An 18,551-nucleotide genomic window follows, 5' to 3' on the forward strand; every position below is an offset into this window, starting at 1 on the left:
AGCCGGCAAATTTATCGCTATTTTTGACAACCACATTTAATTAATTATGGCAAAGATCAGAAGACTAAGCGTAAAACTCAGCCGTAAGAAAACAACACATCCCGGAGCACAGCCTGGAAGTTTTTCTATACCATCTGATGCTTTATCACCAAAAGCACTTTGTTTTATATATGACAAAGAATCGTTTCAGGAGACAGATATTACCCAATTCGACCAATTAATAAATGTCTATCAGAATTTAGGTGAAAAAACACTCTGGCTACATGTTGCAGGATTTGGAGATAAATCATTTTATGAAAGCCTGACAACACTTTTTCAGTTACACAGATTGGAATTAGAAGATGTTTTCAATGTATATCAACGACCTAAAGTTGATGAATATGAAGGTCATTTATTTTTTGTGAGCAGGCTGCTTAGCATGACTGATGAATCACTTAATAACGATCAGTTAAGTTTAATTCTAGGAAAAAATTTCGTCATAACCATTCAGGAAAAATATCAAGACTTTTTTGACCCCATTCGTTTGCGTCTGCGAAATGGCAAAGGGAATATGCGCACATTTCGTGCAGGGTATCTTGCTTATGCATTGATGGATGCAGTAATAGACCATTATTATCCGGCACTTGAAAAAATAGGACTCAAATTGGATGATTTGGAAGATGAACTATTAAGCAATCCTTCGCAAGATTCAATGAATAGAATACTTCAAATAAAACGGGAATTAATAGTGTTCAGAAGAGCAATTTGGCCCGAAAGAGATAAAATTAATGATATTTTACGTTCATCATTTGACGAAGTTCCTGAAGAAACAAAGCTGTTTTTCAGAGACTCTTACGATCATTGCATTCAAATTCTTGACATTGTTGAAAGCTACAAAGAGGTTACTGCAAGCTTGATGGATGTTTATCTATCCAGTGTAAGTCACAAACTCAATCAGGTAATGAAAGTGCTTACTATTATATCTACAATTTTTATTCCTTTAACTTTTATTGTTGGTCTTTATGGCATGAACTTTCAGCTTGAAAATCCCAAAACCGGAGAAAGCTTGCCAATGAACATGCCTGAATTGTATTCACCATATGGTTATGTTGGTGTTATTGTTGTAATGTTACTGATAGTTGTAATTCAATTGTACATTTTTCATCGCAAAGGTTGGATACGTTTCAGAGGATGACAGAGAATAACAGTAATGGATTTTATATTAAAGTAGTAGTGCCTCTGCCACTGCCTAATTTGTTTACCTATTCAGTGCAGGAAGCTTTAGTTTCTCAAATAGAAATTGGAAAAAGAGTATTGGTGCAATTTGGAAGTCAGAAAATTTATGCAGCAATAATTTTAGAAACCGCGGTTATAAAACCTGACGATTATGAAGTAAAACCAATTATATCGGTTATTGATGAAATACCTGTTGTTACAGAAAAACAGATTGCTTTGTGGCAATGGATTCACAGTTATTATTTGTGTTTTTGGGGAGATGTTATGCAGGCAGCACTGCCGGCAGAACTGCGTTTGAGCAGTGAAACAAAAATTGTACTTAACACCGAGAAAGAAAACGAAAGTGAATATTTGACTGACGATGAGTTTCTGGTTCTGGAAGCTTTACATTCTGTAAAAGAATTAAGTCTGAAAGAAATATCCCGTATTCTTGACCGCAAACATGTATTTCCTGTTGTTAAAAAATTACTTCAGAAAAAGCTGGTATTATCCGTTGAAAACATTGGTGAAGATTTTAAAATACCAATGTCAAATTTCATCAGGAGAACAGAGCAAACGCAAGATCAGGATTATCTTAAGAAACAATTTGACCTTCTCGAAAAAAAGGCACCACGCCAATTAGATGTGTTGATGCAATTAATACTATTGGAAAAAAATTACAGTGAAGGTAAGGTTCCACAAAAGGTGTTGCTCCATAAATCAGGAGCAACTGCAACAGTATTAAAACAATTAGTAAAAAAAGGACTGATTGAAATTCTTGTTGAAAGAGCACAGGGCTCAAAATCATTTTTTAATAAAGACTTCTTCGAACTTAGCGAAGCACAATCAAGTGCATTAAATAAAATTAATGAATCTTTTGCAGACAAATCTGTAACGCTACTTCATGGTGTAACATCATCGGGCAAAACAGAATTGTACATCAGGCTAATTGATGATTGTCTGAAAAGTGGTAGGCAAGCTCTTTACCTTCTTCCGGAAATTGCATTGACAACACAAATCATCACAAGACTTGAAAAACATTTCGGCAATAAGTTGATAGTTTATCACTCACGATTCAGTGACAATGAACGTGCTTCTGTTTATACGAGAATGATAGAAAACGGATTAACTAATTCAGAGCCATTTATTGTAATTGGTGCACGTTCATCTGTTTTTCTGCCCTTTAATAAATTAGGGCTTGTAATTGTTGACGAAGAACATGAGTCATCCTACAAACAATTTGATCCGTCACCACGTTATCATGCCCGCGACACAGCAATTGTATTAGCTAAACTTTTTGAAGCTAAAATATTACTAGGCAGTGCAACACCGTCAATTGAAACATACTATAATGCAATCAATGGAAAATATGGATTGGTTGAATTGTTTGCAAGACATAAAGATATTGCACCACCACAAATTCAATTGGTGAATATAAAAGAGCTCACTTTTAAAAGGCAGATGAAATCACATTTTTCACCCGTGCTAATTAATGCCATAAAAGAAGAATTGGACAAAGGAAAACAAATAATACTATTTCAAAACAGACGTGGCTTTGCCCCAATTTTGCAATGTCATCAATGTAATTGGGTTCCTCATTGTCAGCATTGTGATGTAGCACTTACATATTATAAAAAAGCAGATTTACTTCGCTGCCATTATTGTGGTTTTACACAACAACCGCCATCAAAATGTAAATCCTGCGGAGAAACTGATATCCGTCAATACGGATTTGGGACAGAAAAAATTGAAGATGAATTACAGATATTTTTTCCGGAATATAATATTGCACGTTTAGACCTTGACAGTACAAGAGGTAAACATGCTTACAGTGAAATTATCAGTCGCTTCGAAACCGGTGAGACAGACATATTAGTAGGAACACAAATGGTAACAAAAGGGCTTGACTTCGACAATGTTAGTTTGGTGGGCATTTTAAATGCAGACAATCTAATAAACTTTCCTGATTTCAGAGCCTATGAACGAAGTTTTCAAATGTTAATGCAAGTTAGTGGTCGTGCAGGAAGAAAAAAAGAACAAGGAAAAGTTATCATTCAATCTTACAATCCGGGACATACAATACTTAACCTGGTAGTTAAAAACGACTTCAAATCTTTTATTAACTTTGAAATGTCTGAACGTAAAAAATTCAACTACCCACCATTTAGCAGACTATTAGAAATTACAGTCAAAGGTCGCGATGATTCGAAAACCACACAGGCAGCTGATTTTTTAACTAAAGAATTAAAAAAACAATTACCATCAACTCTCGGTCCGGTGACACCACCTATTTCAAGAATAAAAAACTTTTACATCAAAACAATATTGATAAAATTTTCTCGTCAGTCTAAATTAAATGATACAAGAAGTATGATGCTTTCTGCAATAGATCGTTTCAAGATAAACCCTGTATCAAAAAATATCATTTTGCAAATTGATGTAGATCCGATTTGATAATCTTCTTCCTATCAAAAGCAGCTGCTGCCAAAAACAATCAATTTCAAAATAAAGATAAACTTATCCACACCAACCAATCGTTTTTCTGTATTTTTTTGATTTGCACAAGAGGTAAATTGCAAAATACCGGAATGATACAACGGTAATAGTAAAATCTATCAGGGTTAAAAAAAGTTAAACAGAATTAAGCTGTGTTAAAGTGTTTTAAATTTGCATGTAATGAATAAGAACAAGATCATCATCCTCTCTGCTTGCATGGCAGCGGCACTCATAGGCATCATTGCCATGCAGGTGAACTGGATCTTGCACGACTATCATCTTAAAGAACAACAATTCAATCAGAGAGTAAACGATGCATTAACTGCGGTAGCCATTAAGCTTGAAAAAAAAGAAGCATTCAATATTTTCAGTAATAGTTTTGTAACAATTAATAATGATTCTATTTTTTCGCTTTTCAGAGAACGTCAAATGTTGGATGAGGAATGGGAAGGACTGGATTCAACAACAGAAGACTCCAATATAAACAAACTTGCACAGGCAAAATCAATTCAACCTTCACCTATGGTGGAGCCGCCATTGCCACCTGACTTTTTAAATCAAGATGACTACAACCACGATTACATTAAAATGGAAATAAAATATAGTGGTGGCAGAAAAATCACTATTCGGCATAATCGTCAGGAAATCACTTTAGATGATTCCATAAAATCCAATTCGCACAACGCTGTTAAATTTTTATCTCTTAAAGCAGATATTCTGGAAAAACAGCGTGCCAAAATTGAAGCTAAAATCAACAATTGGAATAAGGTGATGCAAAATCTGGCTTTTGAATTTATTTCTGATGAGAAAACCATCGAAGATAGAATTAAACCTTTTCAACTTGATTCAATTTTAAAAACAGAACTTTCAAACCGAGGTATAACAACGCCCTATCAATTTGGTGTCATAAATGTTGGTGAAAACAAAATCATGTCAACCAACGCACCTGAAAACAAAAATGCACTGCTAAAAAGCCGTTATAAGACAGATTTATTTCCCAACGATCTGCTTGCCAAGCCTATTTTACTCTCACTTCATTTTCCTCAAAGTTTATCGTATGTGCTTTCCACCATGTGGGTAATGCTTATTAGTTCGTCTTTGTTTATTTTAGTAATGTTATTCGGATTTGGCTATACAATCTATACTATTTTCCGCCAGAAAAAACTGTCTGACATAAAAAATGACTTTATCAATAATATGACTCATGAATTCAAAACCCCAATTGCAACTATTTCATTAGCAACCGATGCTGTGAACAGCCCTGTTGTTTCAAAAAACAGCGAAAGTGTGCATCGCTATATGAACATTATTAAGGAAGAAAATCACCGGATGCACAAACATGTAGAAAACATTTTGCAACTTGCACTATTTGACCGAAAGCACATCAACCTCAATCTGGTGGAATTTGATATACATGAAATGATACTAAAAGCCATTGATCAGATAAAACTACAGGTAGAAGTTAAAGGAGGTGTAATAGAAACTAATTTGAATGCCGCACAACATCAAATGCTCGGTGATTATGATTTTATATTTAATTCATTAATTAACCTTCTTGATAATGCTATTAAATATACTCCGGAAAATCCAACTATCTCTATCAACACAGAAAATATCCAAAACAACATTCGCATACTAATTTCTGACAATGGAATTGGCATGAGTCGTGAGGTTCAGAAAAATGTTTTTGAAAAATTCTATAGAGCAGGGACAGGTAATATCCATGACGTTAAAGGCTATGGCATTGGATTGTCCATTGTAAAAGCAATTGCATCAGCACATCATGGTGAAATTAAAGTTTTAAAAAGTAAAAAAGACGAAGGAACAACCATGGAATTTACTTTACCTCTAAATCCATTAAAAGCAAAAAACAAATCTCATCAATCCAACTAAATTAAAAACATAACATGTCAATACTAACTGGGAAAATCAAAATTATGATAGCTGAAGATGATACCAACTTTGGCTTAGTTCTCAAAGACTATCTTTCATTACACGACTATGATGTACACCTTTATAGAGACGGCAGACAAGCTCTTGATAAATTTGAAAAAGGCAAGTTTAACCTCTGTATTCTTGATGTAATGATGCCCGTTATGGATGGTTTTGCTTTGGCCGAAAACATAAAAGCCAAAGACAGCAATGTACCAATTATTTTTTTAACAGCCAAGTCAATGAAAGTGGACATGATAAGAGGATTTAAAATTGGTGCTGATGATTATATAACCAAACCTTTCGACTCTGAAATTCTGTTATTTAAAATAAAAGCACTTCTGAACAGGAGTGAAAATATTGTAAAAGCCGTTAACGAGCAGGTTGAATTTGTCATAGGTGGATTTAAGTTCAACAGCAGGTTACGTACAATAGAAGGATTCGGGAAAGAAGAAAAGCTTTCGCCTAAAGAAGCGGCTTTACTTGCATTATTATGCGTCTATCTTAACGATATTCTTCCTCGTGAAATAGCTTTACGTAAAATCTGGAATGACGACAATTACTTTACAGCACGCAGTATGGACGTATTCATTACCAAAATCAGGAAGTATCTGAAAGACGATCCAAACATTGAATTATTGAATGTTCATGGCAATGGCTATCGTCTTGTAGTTAAAGAATGACATTTTATACAATTGTTATAATTTGTATGTATTAAGTAATTACCTTTGGGAACATTAGCCCTGTCAGGTATGCCTAAAGATATACAATGCAATTGTGCTATTAGTTTCTGTTCTAAAACACTTAAACTTTTTTTAGCATTAGTACTGCTTTATCCAAAATTTGCATCTTCAGACGATTTAAATAAAAAAATAAATCTATATTTAAGAGATACACATGGTCCAGAAGCTGCAGATTATGTAACTTCAATCATTTATCATTATTTAGTTGACGATAAACTATCAGATTCTGCCATAATCTGGTCTGACACCTTGCGCAATCTTGGTGAAAAAACAGGCAACCCCGAACTCATAGCTAAAAGTGATGTTTTTACAGGAAAATATTATCTCAGAATAACCAATGATGCAAAAGCTTTAGATTATTTTTATAGGGCATTAAAATATTATAAAGATGTTGGTAACATTAATGGAGAAGCCGATATTTATCTGCAAATCGGACTTGTTTACTATCTGCAAAGCCAGTTCCCTGATGCATTACCAAACATTAAACTTGCAACAGAACTTTATAAAAAAGCATCTAATGACAGTTCGCTAGCTACAACCTATTATTTATGTGGGCTTAGTTATCTGGAATTAAAAAACAATAAACAGGCAGAAGAATATCTGCTACAATCATTAAAAATAGGAAAACATTTAGCAAACAAACAAATAGAATATGAATGTTATGTAGCATTAGCTCGTCTTTATACAAATCAAAAGAATTTTGTTGCAGCAGAAAATCTTTTTGATAAAGTCATGACACAGTGGGATTCAATTATTGATCCATATGGCTACTGTATGGCGTTGATACCTTACAGTAAATTATTGATAGAAACCTCTAAAAATGATGCAGCATTTATAAATCTAACTCGTGCATTATCTATTGCCGAGAAATTTAACTTTATCAGATTTAAGTTGGATATCTATAAGTTAATGGCAATAATTTATTCTGATCAGAAAAATTTTGAATCTGCAAACTATTACATCATTCAACATTATCAACTTCGTGATTCAATTTACAATTCCGAAAACCAACGCGCCATAAATACTTTAAAAGCAAAAATTGAAGCTGAAAAAAAGCAGGCGCAACTAGATAGTTTATTTCAAAAAGAAAAAGCTGACCAGCTTCAGAAATGGCTACTTGCATTGACTGTTTTCATGCTACTTGGAATTACAATTGGACTATATAGAAGATATAATTACAAACAAAAGCGTGAAGCAGAATTACGAATTGCAAATGGAGAGTTATCAGAAGCATTAAACAGTTTAAGGCAAGTACAACAACAACTCATTCACAATGAGAAAATGGCATCGCTAGGACGCATGTCAAGCGGCATTACACATGAGCTTCGCAATCCATTAAATTTTGTCATTAATTTTACCAAAATATCGAGTGAATTAATTGCAGAAATTGACAAAAAAATTCAAAACAATCATGATGAGAATTTTGAACAGCTAAAGAATAATTTGGCCATGATATATCAACATGCATTAAGAGCAGATAAAATAATTCTCAACTTTGCTAATCATGCTAAACCCAAAAGTGATAAAAGAACAATTGAAGATATCAATAAGGTAGTAAATGAGTTTACAAGTGTTGCTTACCATTCTTTTATTACCCATTACCCGGACTTCCATTGTCACATCCACTACGACTTTAACCAGTCGCTTAAAGGCATTGTATTAAATCTCCAGGAAATTACAACAGTTTTAATGAATTTATTAAACAATGCTTTTGATGCTATGAATGATAAATTAATGGTTGATAAGACATATAAACCGATATTGAAAATTCAAACACGCCAAATTCAAAATTCAGTACGTCTTACTATTACAGATAATGGCCCTGGCATTGAAGAAGAAAACTTACCTCGAGTTTACGAACCGTTCTATACAACAAAAACTCTTGGTAAAGGAACCGGATTGGGACTTAGCTTATCTTATGAAATAATAAAATCGCATAACGGTGACATGGATGTAAAATCCACACCCCATCTTGAAACAGAATTCTCATTTACATTACCATATAATTAAATCAAATAACTCAAAAATCAAAAATTATGAAAGTAACAGGTTATGTTTTGCTGGCATCGCTGGCAGTTAATGCATTATTTGCATTCAACAAACTCTTTGTAAGCAATGCAGAGGCTAATCAATCTACAATAGGCATTGATCAACCTCCATGTGCATGTGATGATGTATTACGATATGATAAAGTTGAAAAAGATGGTGGTGGAGATTGGATTTCTAGGGATAATGGACAAATTGCTGTCAATAATTTTAATACAACTTACAGAACCGTTCACAAAGGTGCATTTTTCAGTAAACGCGCTCTGGATGAAATTTTTTGTAAGAATAACAAAGCTAATGGCATTGTATGCTACTTTGGTAAAACCGGAGCTAATGATTCAACCGCAACTGTAATCATTGAAGGCATACATTCAGAAACCACTTTAATAAAAAGTGGCGAAGCAAATGCACCTGCATCATTTGTTGCAACAGTGAAATGCCCGGTAATTTGTGGTTCGATAAATTAATTACCACTTTAATTGGTTAAACGAGGCTTCCTGGATATTGTATTCATCTCCGGAAGCCTTGTTTCCCATACATGCTATACCGAATTTTCCAGACAGTACTTTATTTGTGGTATCAAATTCAGAAAACAGGATATAACCATCATTACAAATATGGACTGCGGATTTTGCATCCAGTACCGATGCATTAAACCCCTCACCTATTTTAAATTTACCTTTTTTTTCTTTTCCGCTATAAATTAATGCAACTGTAATTCCATCGCCTGTTAACATGATTGCATAATTCTTCTTCCCATCAGGATTAACAGATACATTAACTACACCTGTAGCCGGCTTCCAACTTGTGTTGTTTACACTTGCTGAAGCATCAACTTTTATATATTCCTGAACAGAGTCCGTTTTAGTCTGCAACAACTTAGGTTGTTGATTACTATCTGTTACATCACTATGTATTACAGGATTGGTACATCCCCAAATACAACAAGTAAAAAGCATAAAAAATCTTCTTCTTATCATTTATCAAATTAATCTTAAAAATTTAAATCATTACCTTGATTCATTCCCTTATCTTTTTCTAATTAACATTAATCCATCTCTCACCGGAAGTAAAACACATTCTGCTTCGCTGTTGTTTACTACCTTTTCGTTAAACATTTTAATATTTACTGTATCAACATCTCCTGCAACTGTTGGCTCAACCACTTTGCCACTCCAAAGCACATTATCTGCCAGCACAAACCCTCCTGATGGCAATTTTTCCCAAACCATTTCAAAATAAGTTGAATAATTTTCTTTGTCTGCATCAATAAAAACCAATTGATATTCCTCCTTTAACTCAGGAATTATAGTTAACGCATTACCAATAATCAATTCGACTTTATTGGGAACATTACTTTGGCTTAAATTTTTACGAATCAATTTTTCAAGTTCGGCATTTTTTTCAATGGTGGTAAGTTTACCCCCTTCTGCCAACCCTTCTGCCAAGCAAATTGCAGAGTAACCGGTGTAAGTACCAATTTCTAAAATTCTTGTTGGGTTTATCATTTTGCTAATCATTGCCAGAAATCTTCCCTGCAAATGGCCTGAAAGCATTCGGGGATTAAGCACCTTAGCATTGGTATCCCGATCAATCTGTTCTAATAAATTACTTTCTTTAGTAGTATGTTTAATGCAGTATTCTTCCAATTCATCCCTTATAAAATGCATGGTGTATTTTATTTGCGAAAGTAATATTTAGCTTAATTCATTGCCATTTCAGAAAGTTGTTGCTACTTTTGTGTTATGTTTAGAAAAGGCATTCGCTTACTTCTTTCATTTGTTTTAATCTTTTCCGTAATTGCATCAGCATCGGGTGTAACTGTATTTAAAATGGTTTGTTCCAAAAAGAACAAAACAATGGTATCACTCGAGCAGTTTAAGCATTGTTCAAACAAAGAAAATAAAGGTTGTAGTTTTAAAAGAGATTGCTGTCAGTATTCAAAGTCAGTAATTGATGCCAACCAACTTTCTAATCATGAAAACAAGGTGCAGGTTTCAACTCCGGCCATTGTAGAATTGCCTCAACTTTTAGAGAACACTTGCAATTTTTCTATGTTCCTTCAAGAATTTTCAATTCAGGAACAAACAATACCCTCCCCCCCTTTACTCCTTCTGATTTCAAAATTATCTATTTGATCAAGGCTATTTTTTAAATAGTTACTTTATCAATCAATAATTTTAATTAGATTTCAATGAAAAAAAATTTATCATTTATAATATTACTTGTAATATCATTACAAAGTCATGCCCAAATAATGATTAGAGGCGTGGTAAAATCAGACAATAGTGAAACGTTGCCGGGAGTTAGTGTTTATATTCCTGTAACCGATCAACATACAGTGACAGATCTTGATGGAAAATTTCAAATACTGTACACAGGTGCAACACCATTAACCATCATCAGTCAGTTTATAGGTTTTAAAACCGATACATTAACTTTAAATAATATACCTGATAACGATCTGAAAATTCGTCTAAAAAAGTCCATTGACTTAAAAGAAGTTGAAATAAAATCGCGAAGAGAAAGCACATCAATTTCAACTATAACACCCATAAATACAACTACGATAACACAACATGAATTACTGAAAGCTGCCTGTTGTAACTTGAGTGAGAGTTTTGAAACCAACCCAACAATAGATGTTAACTATAGTGATGCTGTTACCGGTGCCAAACAAATTCAGATGCTTGGACTTGATGGCATTTATTCACAAATACAGTTTCAGAATTTACCATTGATTTTTGGTTTATCTGCATCTCATGGATTGGCTTTTACACCAGGACCATGGATTGAATCAATACAAATCAACAAAGGAATAGGCTCTGTAATAAATGGTTTTGAAGCAATAACAGGTCAAATAAACATAGAGCTAAAAAAACCACAAAATGCCGATCGCTTTTTTATTAATTGCTACCTGAATAATGAAGGTCGCGAAGAGTTGAACCTGCAACTTGCACAACGGTTTAAAAAACATATCAGTACTGTTTTTCTTGCGCATGGCAGCATGAATCATCTTAAAGTGGACAGAGATAAAGATGGTTTTTTAGACCAGCCTTTAACAAAACAAGTAAATGTAATGAACACCTGGCATGTTACTGTTCCAAATAAATTAGAAGGAGAAATTGGCTGGCATGCCTTATATGAAAACCGTTTAGGTGGACAAAAAGGATTTAATTATGACAATGATTTTGGAAAATCAACTTTATATGGCGTGGGTATAGAGAATAAAATATTAGAAGTTTTTACAAAAACCGGAACTATAAATCCTGCCAAGCCTTATAAAAGTGTTGCATTACTTACGCTATCACGTTTACACTTGCAGGACAATTATTTTGGCAATAAAACATATACTGGCGATCAGCGTAGTTTTCATGCCAACACCATTTATCAAACTATCATTCACGACACAAGAAATTACATCCGTTCGGGTTTGAGTTTTCGGTATAATCACTATGCTGAAAAATTTAATTCTGTCGGCACCTATACCAACGAAATCATTCCGGGTGCCTATGCAGAGTATTCATTCAACAACGATTTAAATTGGGCAATTGTTGCAGGAATAAGAGCTGATGTACATAACACTTATGGATTCTTCCTGACACCGCGATTACATATAAAATATAATATTGACCAATTGACGGCACTTCGATTATCTGCCGGAAAAGGATGGCGTACGGCCAGAATTTATGCTGAAAACACCTCTGTATTTACTTCTTCAAGAGCCTTGTTTATTGATGACCTTAAGGCTGAAGAAGCATGGAATACAGGAATTAATTTCACAAAGAAAATGCAATGGTTTGGTCACGATGCATCATTCAATGCAGACTATTATTATACTTGGTTCAAACATCAGGTGGTTATTGACATGGAAAATATTCATCAACTTCATTTCTACAATTTGGATGGGAAATCTTTCTCTCATTACCTGCAGGGAGAGTTAAATATTGAGCCAATAAGTAATCTGTTGCTGAGGTTAGGCTATAAATACAATGTAGTTAAACAAACTTTTGCAGGTGAACTAAAAAGCAAACCACTTACCCCTCGTGACAAGGCTTTATTGAATGCAGAATACAAAATAAAAAAAGGAAAATACAGTATTGATGCAACACTCAAATACACCGGCAAAGGCAGAATTCCAGGTGGAGACACCCACATAAACGGTTATGAGTTAAAATCATACTCTGAAAGTTTTATAACATTAAATTCGCAAGCAACATGGAGAACTAAAAATGCTGATTTCTACTTAGGCTGCGAGAATATTACTGACTATAGACAAAAGCATGCAATTGTTGCTGCTGATGAGCCATTTGGTCAAAATTTTGATGCATCACTAATTTGGGGGCCTTTAATGGGTCGCACATTTTATTTAGGATTTCGTTATACAATTAAATAAACAATAAAAATGAAAAAGTTAATTACCGGTGCCATTTTGTTATCATTCTTCAGCTTCTCACTGATGGCACAACAAAATAAAAAAGCTGAAATAAATATTGCTACCTCAGCCGAGTGTACCATGTGCAAGAAAGCACTTGAAACGGCACTACTACATCAACATGGTGTCAAGTTTGCAAAACTCGATCTCAATACAAGAGTAGTTGCAATTAAATATAATGGCGAAAAAATTACTCCTGAAACCATTCGTCAGGTAATAAGCAATGCAGGTTATGATGCAGATAGTGTAAAAGCCAATCCGGAGGCTTTCGATAAACTACCTGATTGTTGCAAGAATGGAGCATTACATCATTAAGCTTGAGTGAAAAATAAATCTCTTTCATGGTTCAAATTTATAACCGATTCCCTTAATGGTTCTAATCACCTGATCGCCTAACTTTTCTCTGATTTTTCTTATGTGTACGTCAATGGTTCTGTTGCCAACTACAATGTCATTACCCCACACCCGGCTGAGTATATCTTCCCTCGAAAAAACTTTGCCGGGCTTGGATGCCAATAATGAAATTAATTCAAACTCCTTACGTGGCAACTCAAATTTTTGCCCTTCTTGATAGATTAAATAATGCATGCGGTCAATTTTTAATCCGCTTATCTCTATTATTGTTGCTTCTGCCCCGGGCAATTCACTTGTCCTGCGCAACAGTGCTTTAATTCGACTCATTAAAACAGGTAACCGAATCGGTTTCTGAATGTAATCGTCAGCGCCAACATCAAAACCGGCAATCTGTGAATAATCTTCACTCCTTGCCGTTAAAAATGCAATAATTGTTTTATTGAGAGCAGGTATTGTTCTCATTATACGGCAGGCTTCTACCCCGTCCATCACTGGCATCATAATGTCCATTACAATCAAATGTGGCACCTCCTTTTTAGCCAATACTATTGCTTCTTCGCCATTCTTGGCTGTATAAACCAAGTAGCCTTCCTTTCGGAGATTATATTGTATAAACTCAATGATGTCAGGCTCATCATCAACAATCAAAATTTTGTATGTCTGACTTTTCATATTTCTTTTGACAATGCAAAGAAAGATAACTGAATTGAAATTTACATCATTATACTAAGGTTACTCCCGGCTAATAGTCAAAATAAGTATGATGAAAACGTTAATTAAAAACTGGACTTAAACTACTCTTCAAATAGCCTACTCTAAAATCGCCTTCCTTTATAAATTATACTGACGTAGTCAATAACTCTGTATTTTTGCCTATTATGGAACCAACAGTATTACACGAAATAAATGGTCAGGTTGTAAAACTCACATTAAACCGGCCGGAAAAATTCAACAGTTTTAACCGTGAAATGTCCTTGCAATTACAGGATGAACTAAAGAAAGCAGCTAACAATTCAAACATACGTGCAATTTTAATAACAGGAACCGGTAAAGCTTTTTGTGCGGGACAAGATTTGTCTGAAGCTGTTGATGCCAACGGTCCAGGCATTGCCGCAATAGTACGAGAGCATTACAATCCTATTATTACCCTAATAAGAAATATAGAAAAGCCAATAGTATGTGCCGTTAATGGTGTGGCTGCAGGTGCTGGCGCCAATATTGCTTTATGTTGTGATATTGTTTTAGCTGCAGAATCGGCATTATTCATTCAAGCATTCAGTAAAATTGGATTAATACCTGATAGTGGTGGAACTTTCTTCCTGCCTCGACTTATTGGGTTTCAAAGAGCCAGTGCATTGACTATGTTAGGCGATAAAGTTTCTGCTGCCGAAGCCGTAACTATGGGTATGATTTACAAAGCCGTTGATGATGCACAGTTAATGGAAACAGCCATACAGACATCACAGACATTAGCCGGTTTACCCACCAAAGCATTAGGTCTTACCAAAAAATTATTGAATCAATCTCTGATGAATGATTTGAATACACAACTTGAATGTGAGTTGGCAGAACAGGTCAATGCAGCAAAAAGCTACGATCATAACGAAGGCATAAAAGCATTTCTAGAAAAAAGAAAACCCGTTTTTAAAGGACAATGAAACAACAAATAGGAATAGCAGGAGCAGGTTCAATGGGATCTGGAATTGCTCAGGTAGCGGCAACCAATGGTTGCAAAGTAACCCTTTTTGATTCAAGTGCTGACGCTTTATCAAAAGCCCAAATATTAATACGTTCCAGTTTGGATAAATTGGTCGAAAAGGGTAAAATAGATAAGACAAAAGCTGATGATACTTTTAAGCAAATAAAATTTTCAGATGAATTAACTGAACTCAAACAAGCTGATTTATTTATTGAAGCAGTAATTGAAAATATTGATGTAAAACAGAGTTTGTTCAGCAGTGTAGAAAATATTGTCTCGAACGAATGTATCTTAGCTACTAACACATCTTCGCTGCCGGTAATTGCAATTGGTTCATCGTGTAGAAAGCAAGATAGAGTTATAGGGCTGCATTTTTTCAATCCACCGGTTTTAATGCAATTGGTTGAAGTAATTCCCACATTTAATACAACAGATAAAGTAATAACAGATGCTGTTGAAACTATGCGCCAATGGGGAAAACTACCTGTAATTGCCAAAGACACTCCGGGATTTATCGTTAACCGAATAGCACGCCCCTACTATGGTGAAGCGCTTCGAATTTATGAAGAAGGTATTGCCGACTTTGCTACAATTGACCATGCCATGAGAACCATTGGTGGCTTTAAAATGGGGCCTTTTGAACTGATGGATTTTATTGGAAATGATGTTAACTTTAAAGTTACAGAAACTGTATTTACACAAATGTTTTTCGATCAGAGATATAAACCTTCCATTACTCAGAAACGATTATTTGAGGGAAAACTTTTTGGTCGTAAAAGCAACAGAGGCTATTATGATTATAAAAACTCCAATCAACCTCAACCATCCTTAGATAGTAACCTACATAACCAGATTTTTGATAGAATTTTTGCTATGTTGGTTAACGAAGCTGCCGACACCTTGATGATGGGAATTGCAACTGCTTCCGACATTGAAACTGCAATGACTAAAGGAGTTAATTACCCACAGGGGCTATTAACATGGGCAAATAAACGTGGCTTGCGGACTGTGTACAATAAATTGGAAGAACTGTTTACCTACTATGGTGAAGACCGATATAGAGTGTGCCCACATTTACGAAAATTGGCGTTAAACGATGATATGTTCAGAATTTAAGCTGAATTTGATAAATATCAGCAGTATTTTGCTATTACAAACGCTATTTTTGCACGCGAATCATTTTTAGGGTTAGGGATGGAAAATCAAGAGCAGAAAAGTAAGTTTCAGCAGGCAATAGATGTTATTACCGGAGTTGCAAAAATCACCATTGGTGCCGGCATTGTGCATTGTAAAGCACAAGATGAACAAATGGATGGCCGTTATATTACTTTAGATGGTCAAAAAAAATTGTTTTTTGGCAGTTGTGGTTATCTGGGCATTGAAAAACATCCTAAAATTATTGAAGCAGCAGTAGAAGCACTTCACTCCCATGGGGCACAATTTTCATCATCGCGTGCCTATGTATCATCACACTACTATGAGGAAGCTGAAAGTCTATTCTCAAAAATGTTTGGCCGACCTGCCCTTGTGATGCAATCGCTTACTCTTGGACATATTACCGGCCTGCCCCTTCTAGTTGGCGATAACGATGCTATTATCATGGATGTTCAGGCGCATGACAGCATTCAGTCTGCTACAGCCATGCTTAAATTACGCAATGTTAAAATTGATATAGTCCGCCATAACAGAATGGATATTCTTGAAGAAAGAATAAAAGTTCTTAAAAACAGATATCAGCGAATTTGGTATTTGGGTGATGGTGTATATTCCATGCATGGCGATTTTGCCCCGGTTAAGGAGCTTTATGCACTTGCAGATAAGTATGAACAATTGCACCTGTATCTTGATGATATCCATGGTATGAGTTGGACCGGACCTCACGGAACAGGCATGGTGATGAATGCTGTTCCATACTATCACCGTAAATTGTTTTTATCAACAGGAATGACTAAGGCTTTCGGCACTGCCGGTGGATTACTTACTTTTCCTGATGAAGAGTATTTTAAGTTAGTTAAAACTTGCGGAAAAGGATTTATTTTTTCGATTCAGCTTCCGCCTGCAATTCTTGCTGCAACTATTGCTTCGTGTAAGATTCACATGAGCGATGAAATCATCCCATTGCAACAAAGTTTGATGGCAAAAATTGATTATTTTAATAAAAAAGCCGAAGAACTCGGTTTATTGGTCATCAGAAAAGAACAATCTCCTGTATTTTTTATTGGCGTTGGAAATCCTAATGTTGGTTACAGTACAGTATTACGAATGAAAAAGGCTGGCTTTTTCTTTAACCTTTCAGTATTTCCTGCAGTGAGTATTAAGCACACCGGATTACGAATTACTTTAAGTAATCATATTCAAATAGAAGATATTGATGAACTACTTGAAACCCTTGCGGAAAACTTACCTGTAGTTTTCAAAGAAAACAATACTAGTTTCGAGCAGATTAAAGAAGAATTTGCCAATCATTAATGCTCAAAATTTTTCTTTAGCTTCAAAATAGGCGACTCAATTAATTTCCACGACAAATGTGAAATTAAAAATGTCAAAGCAATTGAAATTACAAGAGTCAGCCATCGGTTTGGTAAACCAATACCTATTCTTTCAAATGAGCTGATAAACAATGTTGGTATTACTTTATGGTATAAATATATTCCATAACTGATTTTACCTCCATAAACCACCCATTTGTTCTCCATAAATATTTTTATTACTCCTTTAAATCCTACCACTGCGTTTAGTACAAGACAACTTGAAAGCAATATCAGGCTTAAACATAAAAATGGATCATTACGTGGCTTATCATAAGACGTCACCAAGGTTAACAGAATAGCAATTGGAAGCAAAAAAGGTAATGCTTTTTTGAACGATTCAATAAACTTCAAACGATATTCAAGCCCACATGCCAATAGTGCTCCAATGCCAAGAGTATCCATTTGCGAGATAGGCAATAAGAATGGGTCTCCTCCTAACATAAAATACTGTCTTATGACACATTTAAAAAGATAACCTGTAATAATCATAGAAATAACCCATTTAAATTCTGTGCCCCTAGGCAGCATTAATAAAATAAATGGCCATAAAAGGTAAAATTGTTCTTCAACACCTAACGACCAAAGATGATTATCTATGGTTCCTTGCCATCCATGAAAATAAAAAAACCAGTTGGGTAGATAGGCTAAATAAAAAATTATCCAACCTTTCTGTGCAATGTACAATCCAAAACACTCAAGAAAAATATAACTGAAAATTAAAATATAATAGGGCGGAAAAAGTCGGAGAAAACGTTTGGCAAAAAAGTTTTTGATAATTAGTCGTCTTGAAATATGCTCTTCAGCATTTTTCAGTCTTAGTAAAATTCCTGTTATCAGAAACCCGGAAATAGCAAAGAAAATCTGAACACCGTAAAAGCCTGTAGAGAACTTATAATCAAAATTTAATTCTGCTAAATAATGGTTCAACACCACCATTATGGCTGCAATAAAACGTATTCCATCAAGATGTGGAATATACCGGGTTTGGGAGTTCATTGAAAAGATTAGCCCGCCAAAATATAGCGACTACTCTTTTCCACAATAAGAATTTGGCTAATGCATAATATTTCAGGTCGAAGGTGATGAGATTTTCACCCAATTTACTTTACTACTGAAACAAA

Annotated in this window: 16 protein-coding genes; 12 read left to right on the forward strand and 4 right to left on the reverse strand. The window is 34.8% G+C overall.

Annotation, left to right across the window (positions count from 1 at the left end):
* Window positions 1–46: 46 nt before the first annotated feature.
* From corA to V9G42_11595, 6 genes are all read left to right on the forward strand, one after another.
* Window positions 47–1,174 carry a magnesium/cobalt transporter CorA gene (gene corA / locus V9G42_11570; GenBank protein MEI2760058.1) on the forward strand — a complete coding sequence of 376 codons (1,128 nt, stop codon included), beginning with the start codon at window positions 47–49 and terminating at the stop codon, window positions 1,172–1,174.
* Window positions 1,171–3,648, forward strand: a complete 2,478-nt coding sequence (priA, locus tag V9G42_11575; GenBank protein MEI2760059.1) for a primosomal protein N' — start codon at window positions 1,171–1,173, stop codon at window positions 3,646–3,648. The genes corA and priA overlap by 4 nt, the downstream gene beginning before the upstream one ends.
* A gap of 222 nt (window positions 3,649–3,870) precedes the next feature.
* Entirely contained in the window at window positions 3,871–5,583 is a 1,713-nt protein-coding gene (locus tag V9G42_11580; GenBank protein ID MEI2760060.1) for a HAMP domain-containing sensor histidine kinase, read from the forward strand.
* Between the two features lie 44 nt (window positions 5,584–5,627).
* Window positions 5,628–6,305, forward strand: coding sequence for a response regulator transcription factor (locus tag V9G42_11585; GenBank protein MEI2760061.1), 678 nt, complete (start codon window positions 5,628–5,630; stop codon window positions 6,303–6,305).
* A gap of 69 nt (window positions 6,306–6,374) precedes the next feature.
* Window positions 6,375–8,375, forward strand: a complete 2,001-nt coding sequence (locus V9G42_11590) for a tetratricopeptide repeat-containing sensor histidine kinase (GenBank protein MEI2760062.1) — start codon at window positions 6,375–6,377, stop codon at window positions 8,373–8,375.
* 26 nt (window positions 8,376–8,401) lie between these two features.
* Window positions 8,402–8,878 carry a hypothetical protein gene (locus V9G42_11595; protein MEI2760063.1) on the forward strand — a complete coding sequence of 159 codons (477 nt, stop codon included), beginning with the start codon at window positions 8,402–8,404 and terminating at the stop codon, window positions 8,876–8,878.
* On the opposite strand, the gene V9G42_11600 is transcribed toward V9G42_11595, so the two are convergent.
* On the reverse strand, window positions 8,879–9,391 hold the full coding sequence (locus tag V9G42_11600) for a hypothetical protein (GenBank protein ID MEI2760064.1): 513 nt from the start codon (window positions 9,389–9,391) through the stop codon (window positions 8,879–8,881).
* A 48-nt stretch (window positions 9,392–9,439) separates the two neighbouring features.
* Entirely contained in the window at window positions 9,440–10,081 is a 642-nt protein-coding gene (locus tag V9G42_11605) for an O-methyltransferase (protein ID MEI2760065.1), read from the reverse strand.
* A gap of 75 nt (window positions 10,082–10,156) precedes the next feature.
* Here V9G42_11605 and V9G42_11610 point away from each other — a divergent pair, with 75 nt between their 5' ends.
* The 3 genes from V9G42_11610 to V9G42_11620 are packed head-to-tail and all read left to right on the forward strand — an operon-like array spanning window position 10,157 to window position 13,161.
* On the forward strand, window positions 10,157–10,549 hold the full coding sequence (locus V9G42_11610; GenBank protein MEI2760066.1) for a hypothetical protein: 393 nt from the start codon (window positions 10,157–10,159) through the stop codon (window positions 10,547–10,549).
* Between the two features lie 56 nt (window positions 10,550–10,605).
* On the forward strand, window positions 10,606–12,807 hold the full coding sequence (locus V9G42_11615; GenBank protein ID MEI2760067.1) for a TonB-dependent receptor: 2,202 nt from the start codon (window positions 10,606–10,608) through the stop codon (window positions 12,805–12,807).
* A 9-nt stretch (window positions 12,808–12,816) separates the two neighbouring features.
* Entirely contained in the window at window positions 12,817–13,161 is a 345-nt protein-coding gene (locus V9G42_11620) for a heavy-metal-associated domain-containing protein (protein MEI2760068.1), read from the forward strand.
* Window positions 13,162–13,185: 24 nt separating this feature from the next.
* Here the strand turns inward: V9G42_11620 and V9G42_11625 are convergent, their stop codons facing one another.
* The gene (locus tag V9G42_11625) at window positions 13,186–13,872 is read right to left on the reverse strand and encodes a response regulator transcription factor (protein MEI2760069.1); all 687 of its coding nucleotides are present in this window, start codon (window positions 13,870–13,872) and stop codon (window positions 13,186–13,188) included.
* Between the two features lie 206 nt (window positions 13,873–14,078).
* On the opposite strand from V9G42_11625, the gene V9G42_11630 reads away from it, so the two are divergent.
* From V9G42_11630 to V9G42_11640, 3 genes are all read left to right on the forward strand, one after another.
* Entirely contained in the window at window positions 14,079–14,858 is a 780-nt protein-coding gene (locus V9G42_11630; protein MEI2760070.1) for an enoyl-CoA hydratase-related protein, read from the forward strand.
* Window positions 14,855–16,015, forward strand: a complete 1,161-nt coding sequence (locus tag V9G42_11635; protein MEI2760071.1) for a 3-hydroxyacyl-CoA dehydrogenase NAD-binding domain-containing protein — start codon at window positions 14,855–14,857, stop codon at window positions 16,013–16,015. The genes V9G42_11630 and V9G42_11635 overlap by 4 nt, the downstream gene beginning before the upstream one ends.
* Before the next feature lie 78 nt (window positions 16,016–16,093).
* On the forward strand, window positions 16,094–17,368 hold the full coding sequence (locus V9G42_11640) for an aminotransferase class I/II-fold pyridoxal phosphate-dependent enzyme (GenBank protein ID MEI2760072.1): 1,275 nt from the start codon (window positions 16,094–16,096) through the stop codon (window positions 17,366–17,368).
* Here V9G42_11640 and V9G42_11645 read toward each other — a convergent pair.
* A complete protein-coding gene (locus V9G42_11645; GenBank protein MEI2760073.1) occupies window positions 17,365–18,426 on the reverse strand; it encodes an acyltransferase in 1,062 nt (353 codons plus the stop codon). The genes V9G42_11640 and V9G42_11645 overlap by 4 nt on opposite strands.
* Window positions 18,427–18,551: the final 125 nt, after the last annotated feature.

This window comes from Bacteroidia bacterium (assembly GCA_037045145.1).
GTDB lineage: Bacteria > Bacteroidota > Bacteroidia > AKYH767-A > OLB10 > OLB10.

Excerpts from the sequence above, each read along its gene's own strand:
- V9G42_11620 (MEI2760068.1), top strand. The coding sequence starts at position 12,817 with ATGAAAAAGTTAATTACCGGTGCCATTTTGTTATCATTCTTCAGCTTC.
- V9G42_11625 (MEI2760069.1), bottom strand. The coding sequence starts at position 13,872 with ATGAAAAGTCAGACATACAAAATTTTGATTGTTGATGATGAGCCTGAC.
- V9G42_11595 (MEI2760063.1), top strand. The coding sequence starts at position 8,402 with ATGAAAGTAACAGGTTATGTTTTGCTGGCATCGCTGGCAGTTAATGCA.
- V9G42_11580 (MEI2760060.1), top strand. The coding sequence starts at position 3,871 with ATGAATAAGAACAAGATCATCATCCTCTCTGCTTGCATGGCAGCGGCA.
- priA (MEI2760059.1), top strand. The coding sequence starts at position 1,171 with ATGACAGAGAATAACAGTAATGGATTTTATATTAAAGTAGTAGTGCCT.
- V9G42_11645 (MEI2760073.1), bottom strand. The coding sequence starts at position 18,426 with ATGAACTCCCAAACCCGGTATATTCCACATCTTGATGGAATACGTTTT.
- V9G42_11640 (MEI2760072.1), top strand. The coding sequence starts at position 16,094 with ATGGAAAATCAAGAGCAGAAAAGTAAGTTTCAGCAGGCAATAGATGTT.
- V9G42_11635 (MEI2760071.1), top strand. The coding sequence starts at position 14,855 with ATGAAACAACAAATAGGAATAGCAGGAGCAGGTTCAATGGGATCTGGA.
- V9G42_11600 (MEI2760064.1), bottom strand. The coding sequence starts at position 9,391 with ATGATAAGAAGAAGATTTTTTATGCTTTTTACTTGTTGTATTTGGGGA.
- V9G42_11615 (MEI2760067.1), top strand. The coding sequence starts at position 10,606 with ATGAAAAAAAATTTATCATTTATAATATTACTTGTAATATCATTACAA.
- V9G42_11585 (MEI2760061.1), top strand. The coding sequence starts at position 5,628 with ATGATAGCTGAAGATGATACCAACTTTGGCTTAGTTCTCAAAGACTAT.
- V9G42_11610 (MEI2760066.1), top strand. The coding sequence starts at position 10,157 with ATGTTTAGAAAAGGCATTCGCTTACTTCTTTCATTTGTTTTAATCTTT.
- V9G42_11590 (MEI2760062.1), top strand. The coding sequence starts at position 6,375 with ATGCCTAAAGATATACAATGCAATTGTGCTATTAGTTTCTGTTCTAAA.
- V9G42_11630 (MEI2760070.1), top strand. The coding sequence starts at position 14,079 with ATGGAACCAACAGTATTACACGAAATAAATGGTCAGGTTGTAAAACTC.
- corA (MEI2760058.1), top strand. The coding sequence starts at position 47 with ATGGCAAAGATCAGAAGACTAAGCGTAAAACTCAGCCGTAAGAAAACA.
- V9G42_11605 (MEI2760065.1), bottom strand. The coding sequence starts at position 10,081 with ATGCATTTTATAAGGGATGAATTGGAAGAATACTGCATTAAACATACT.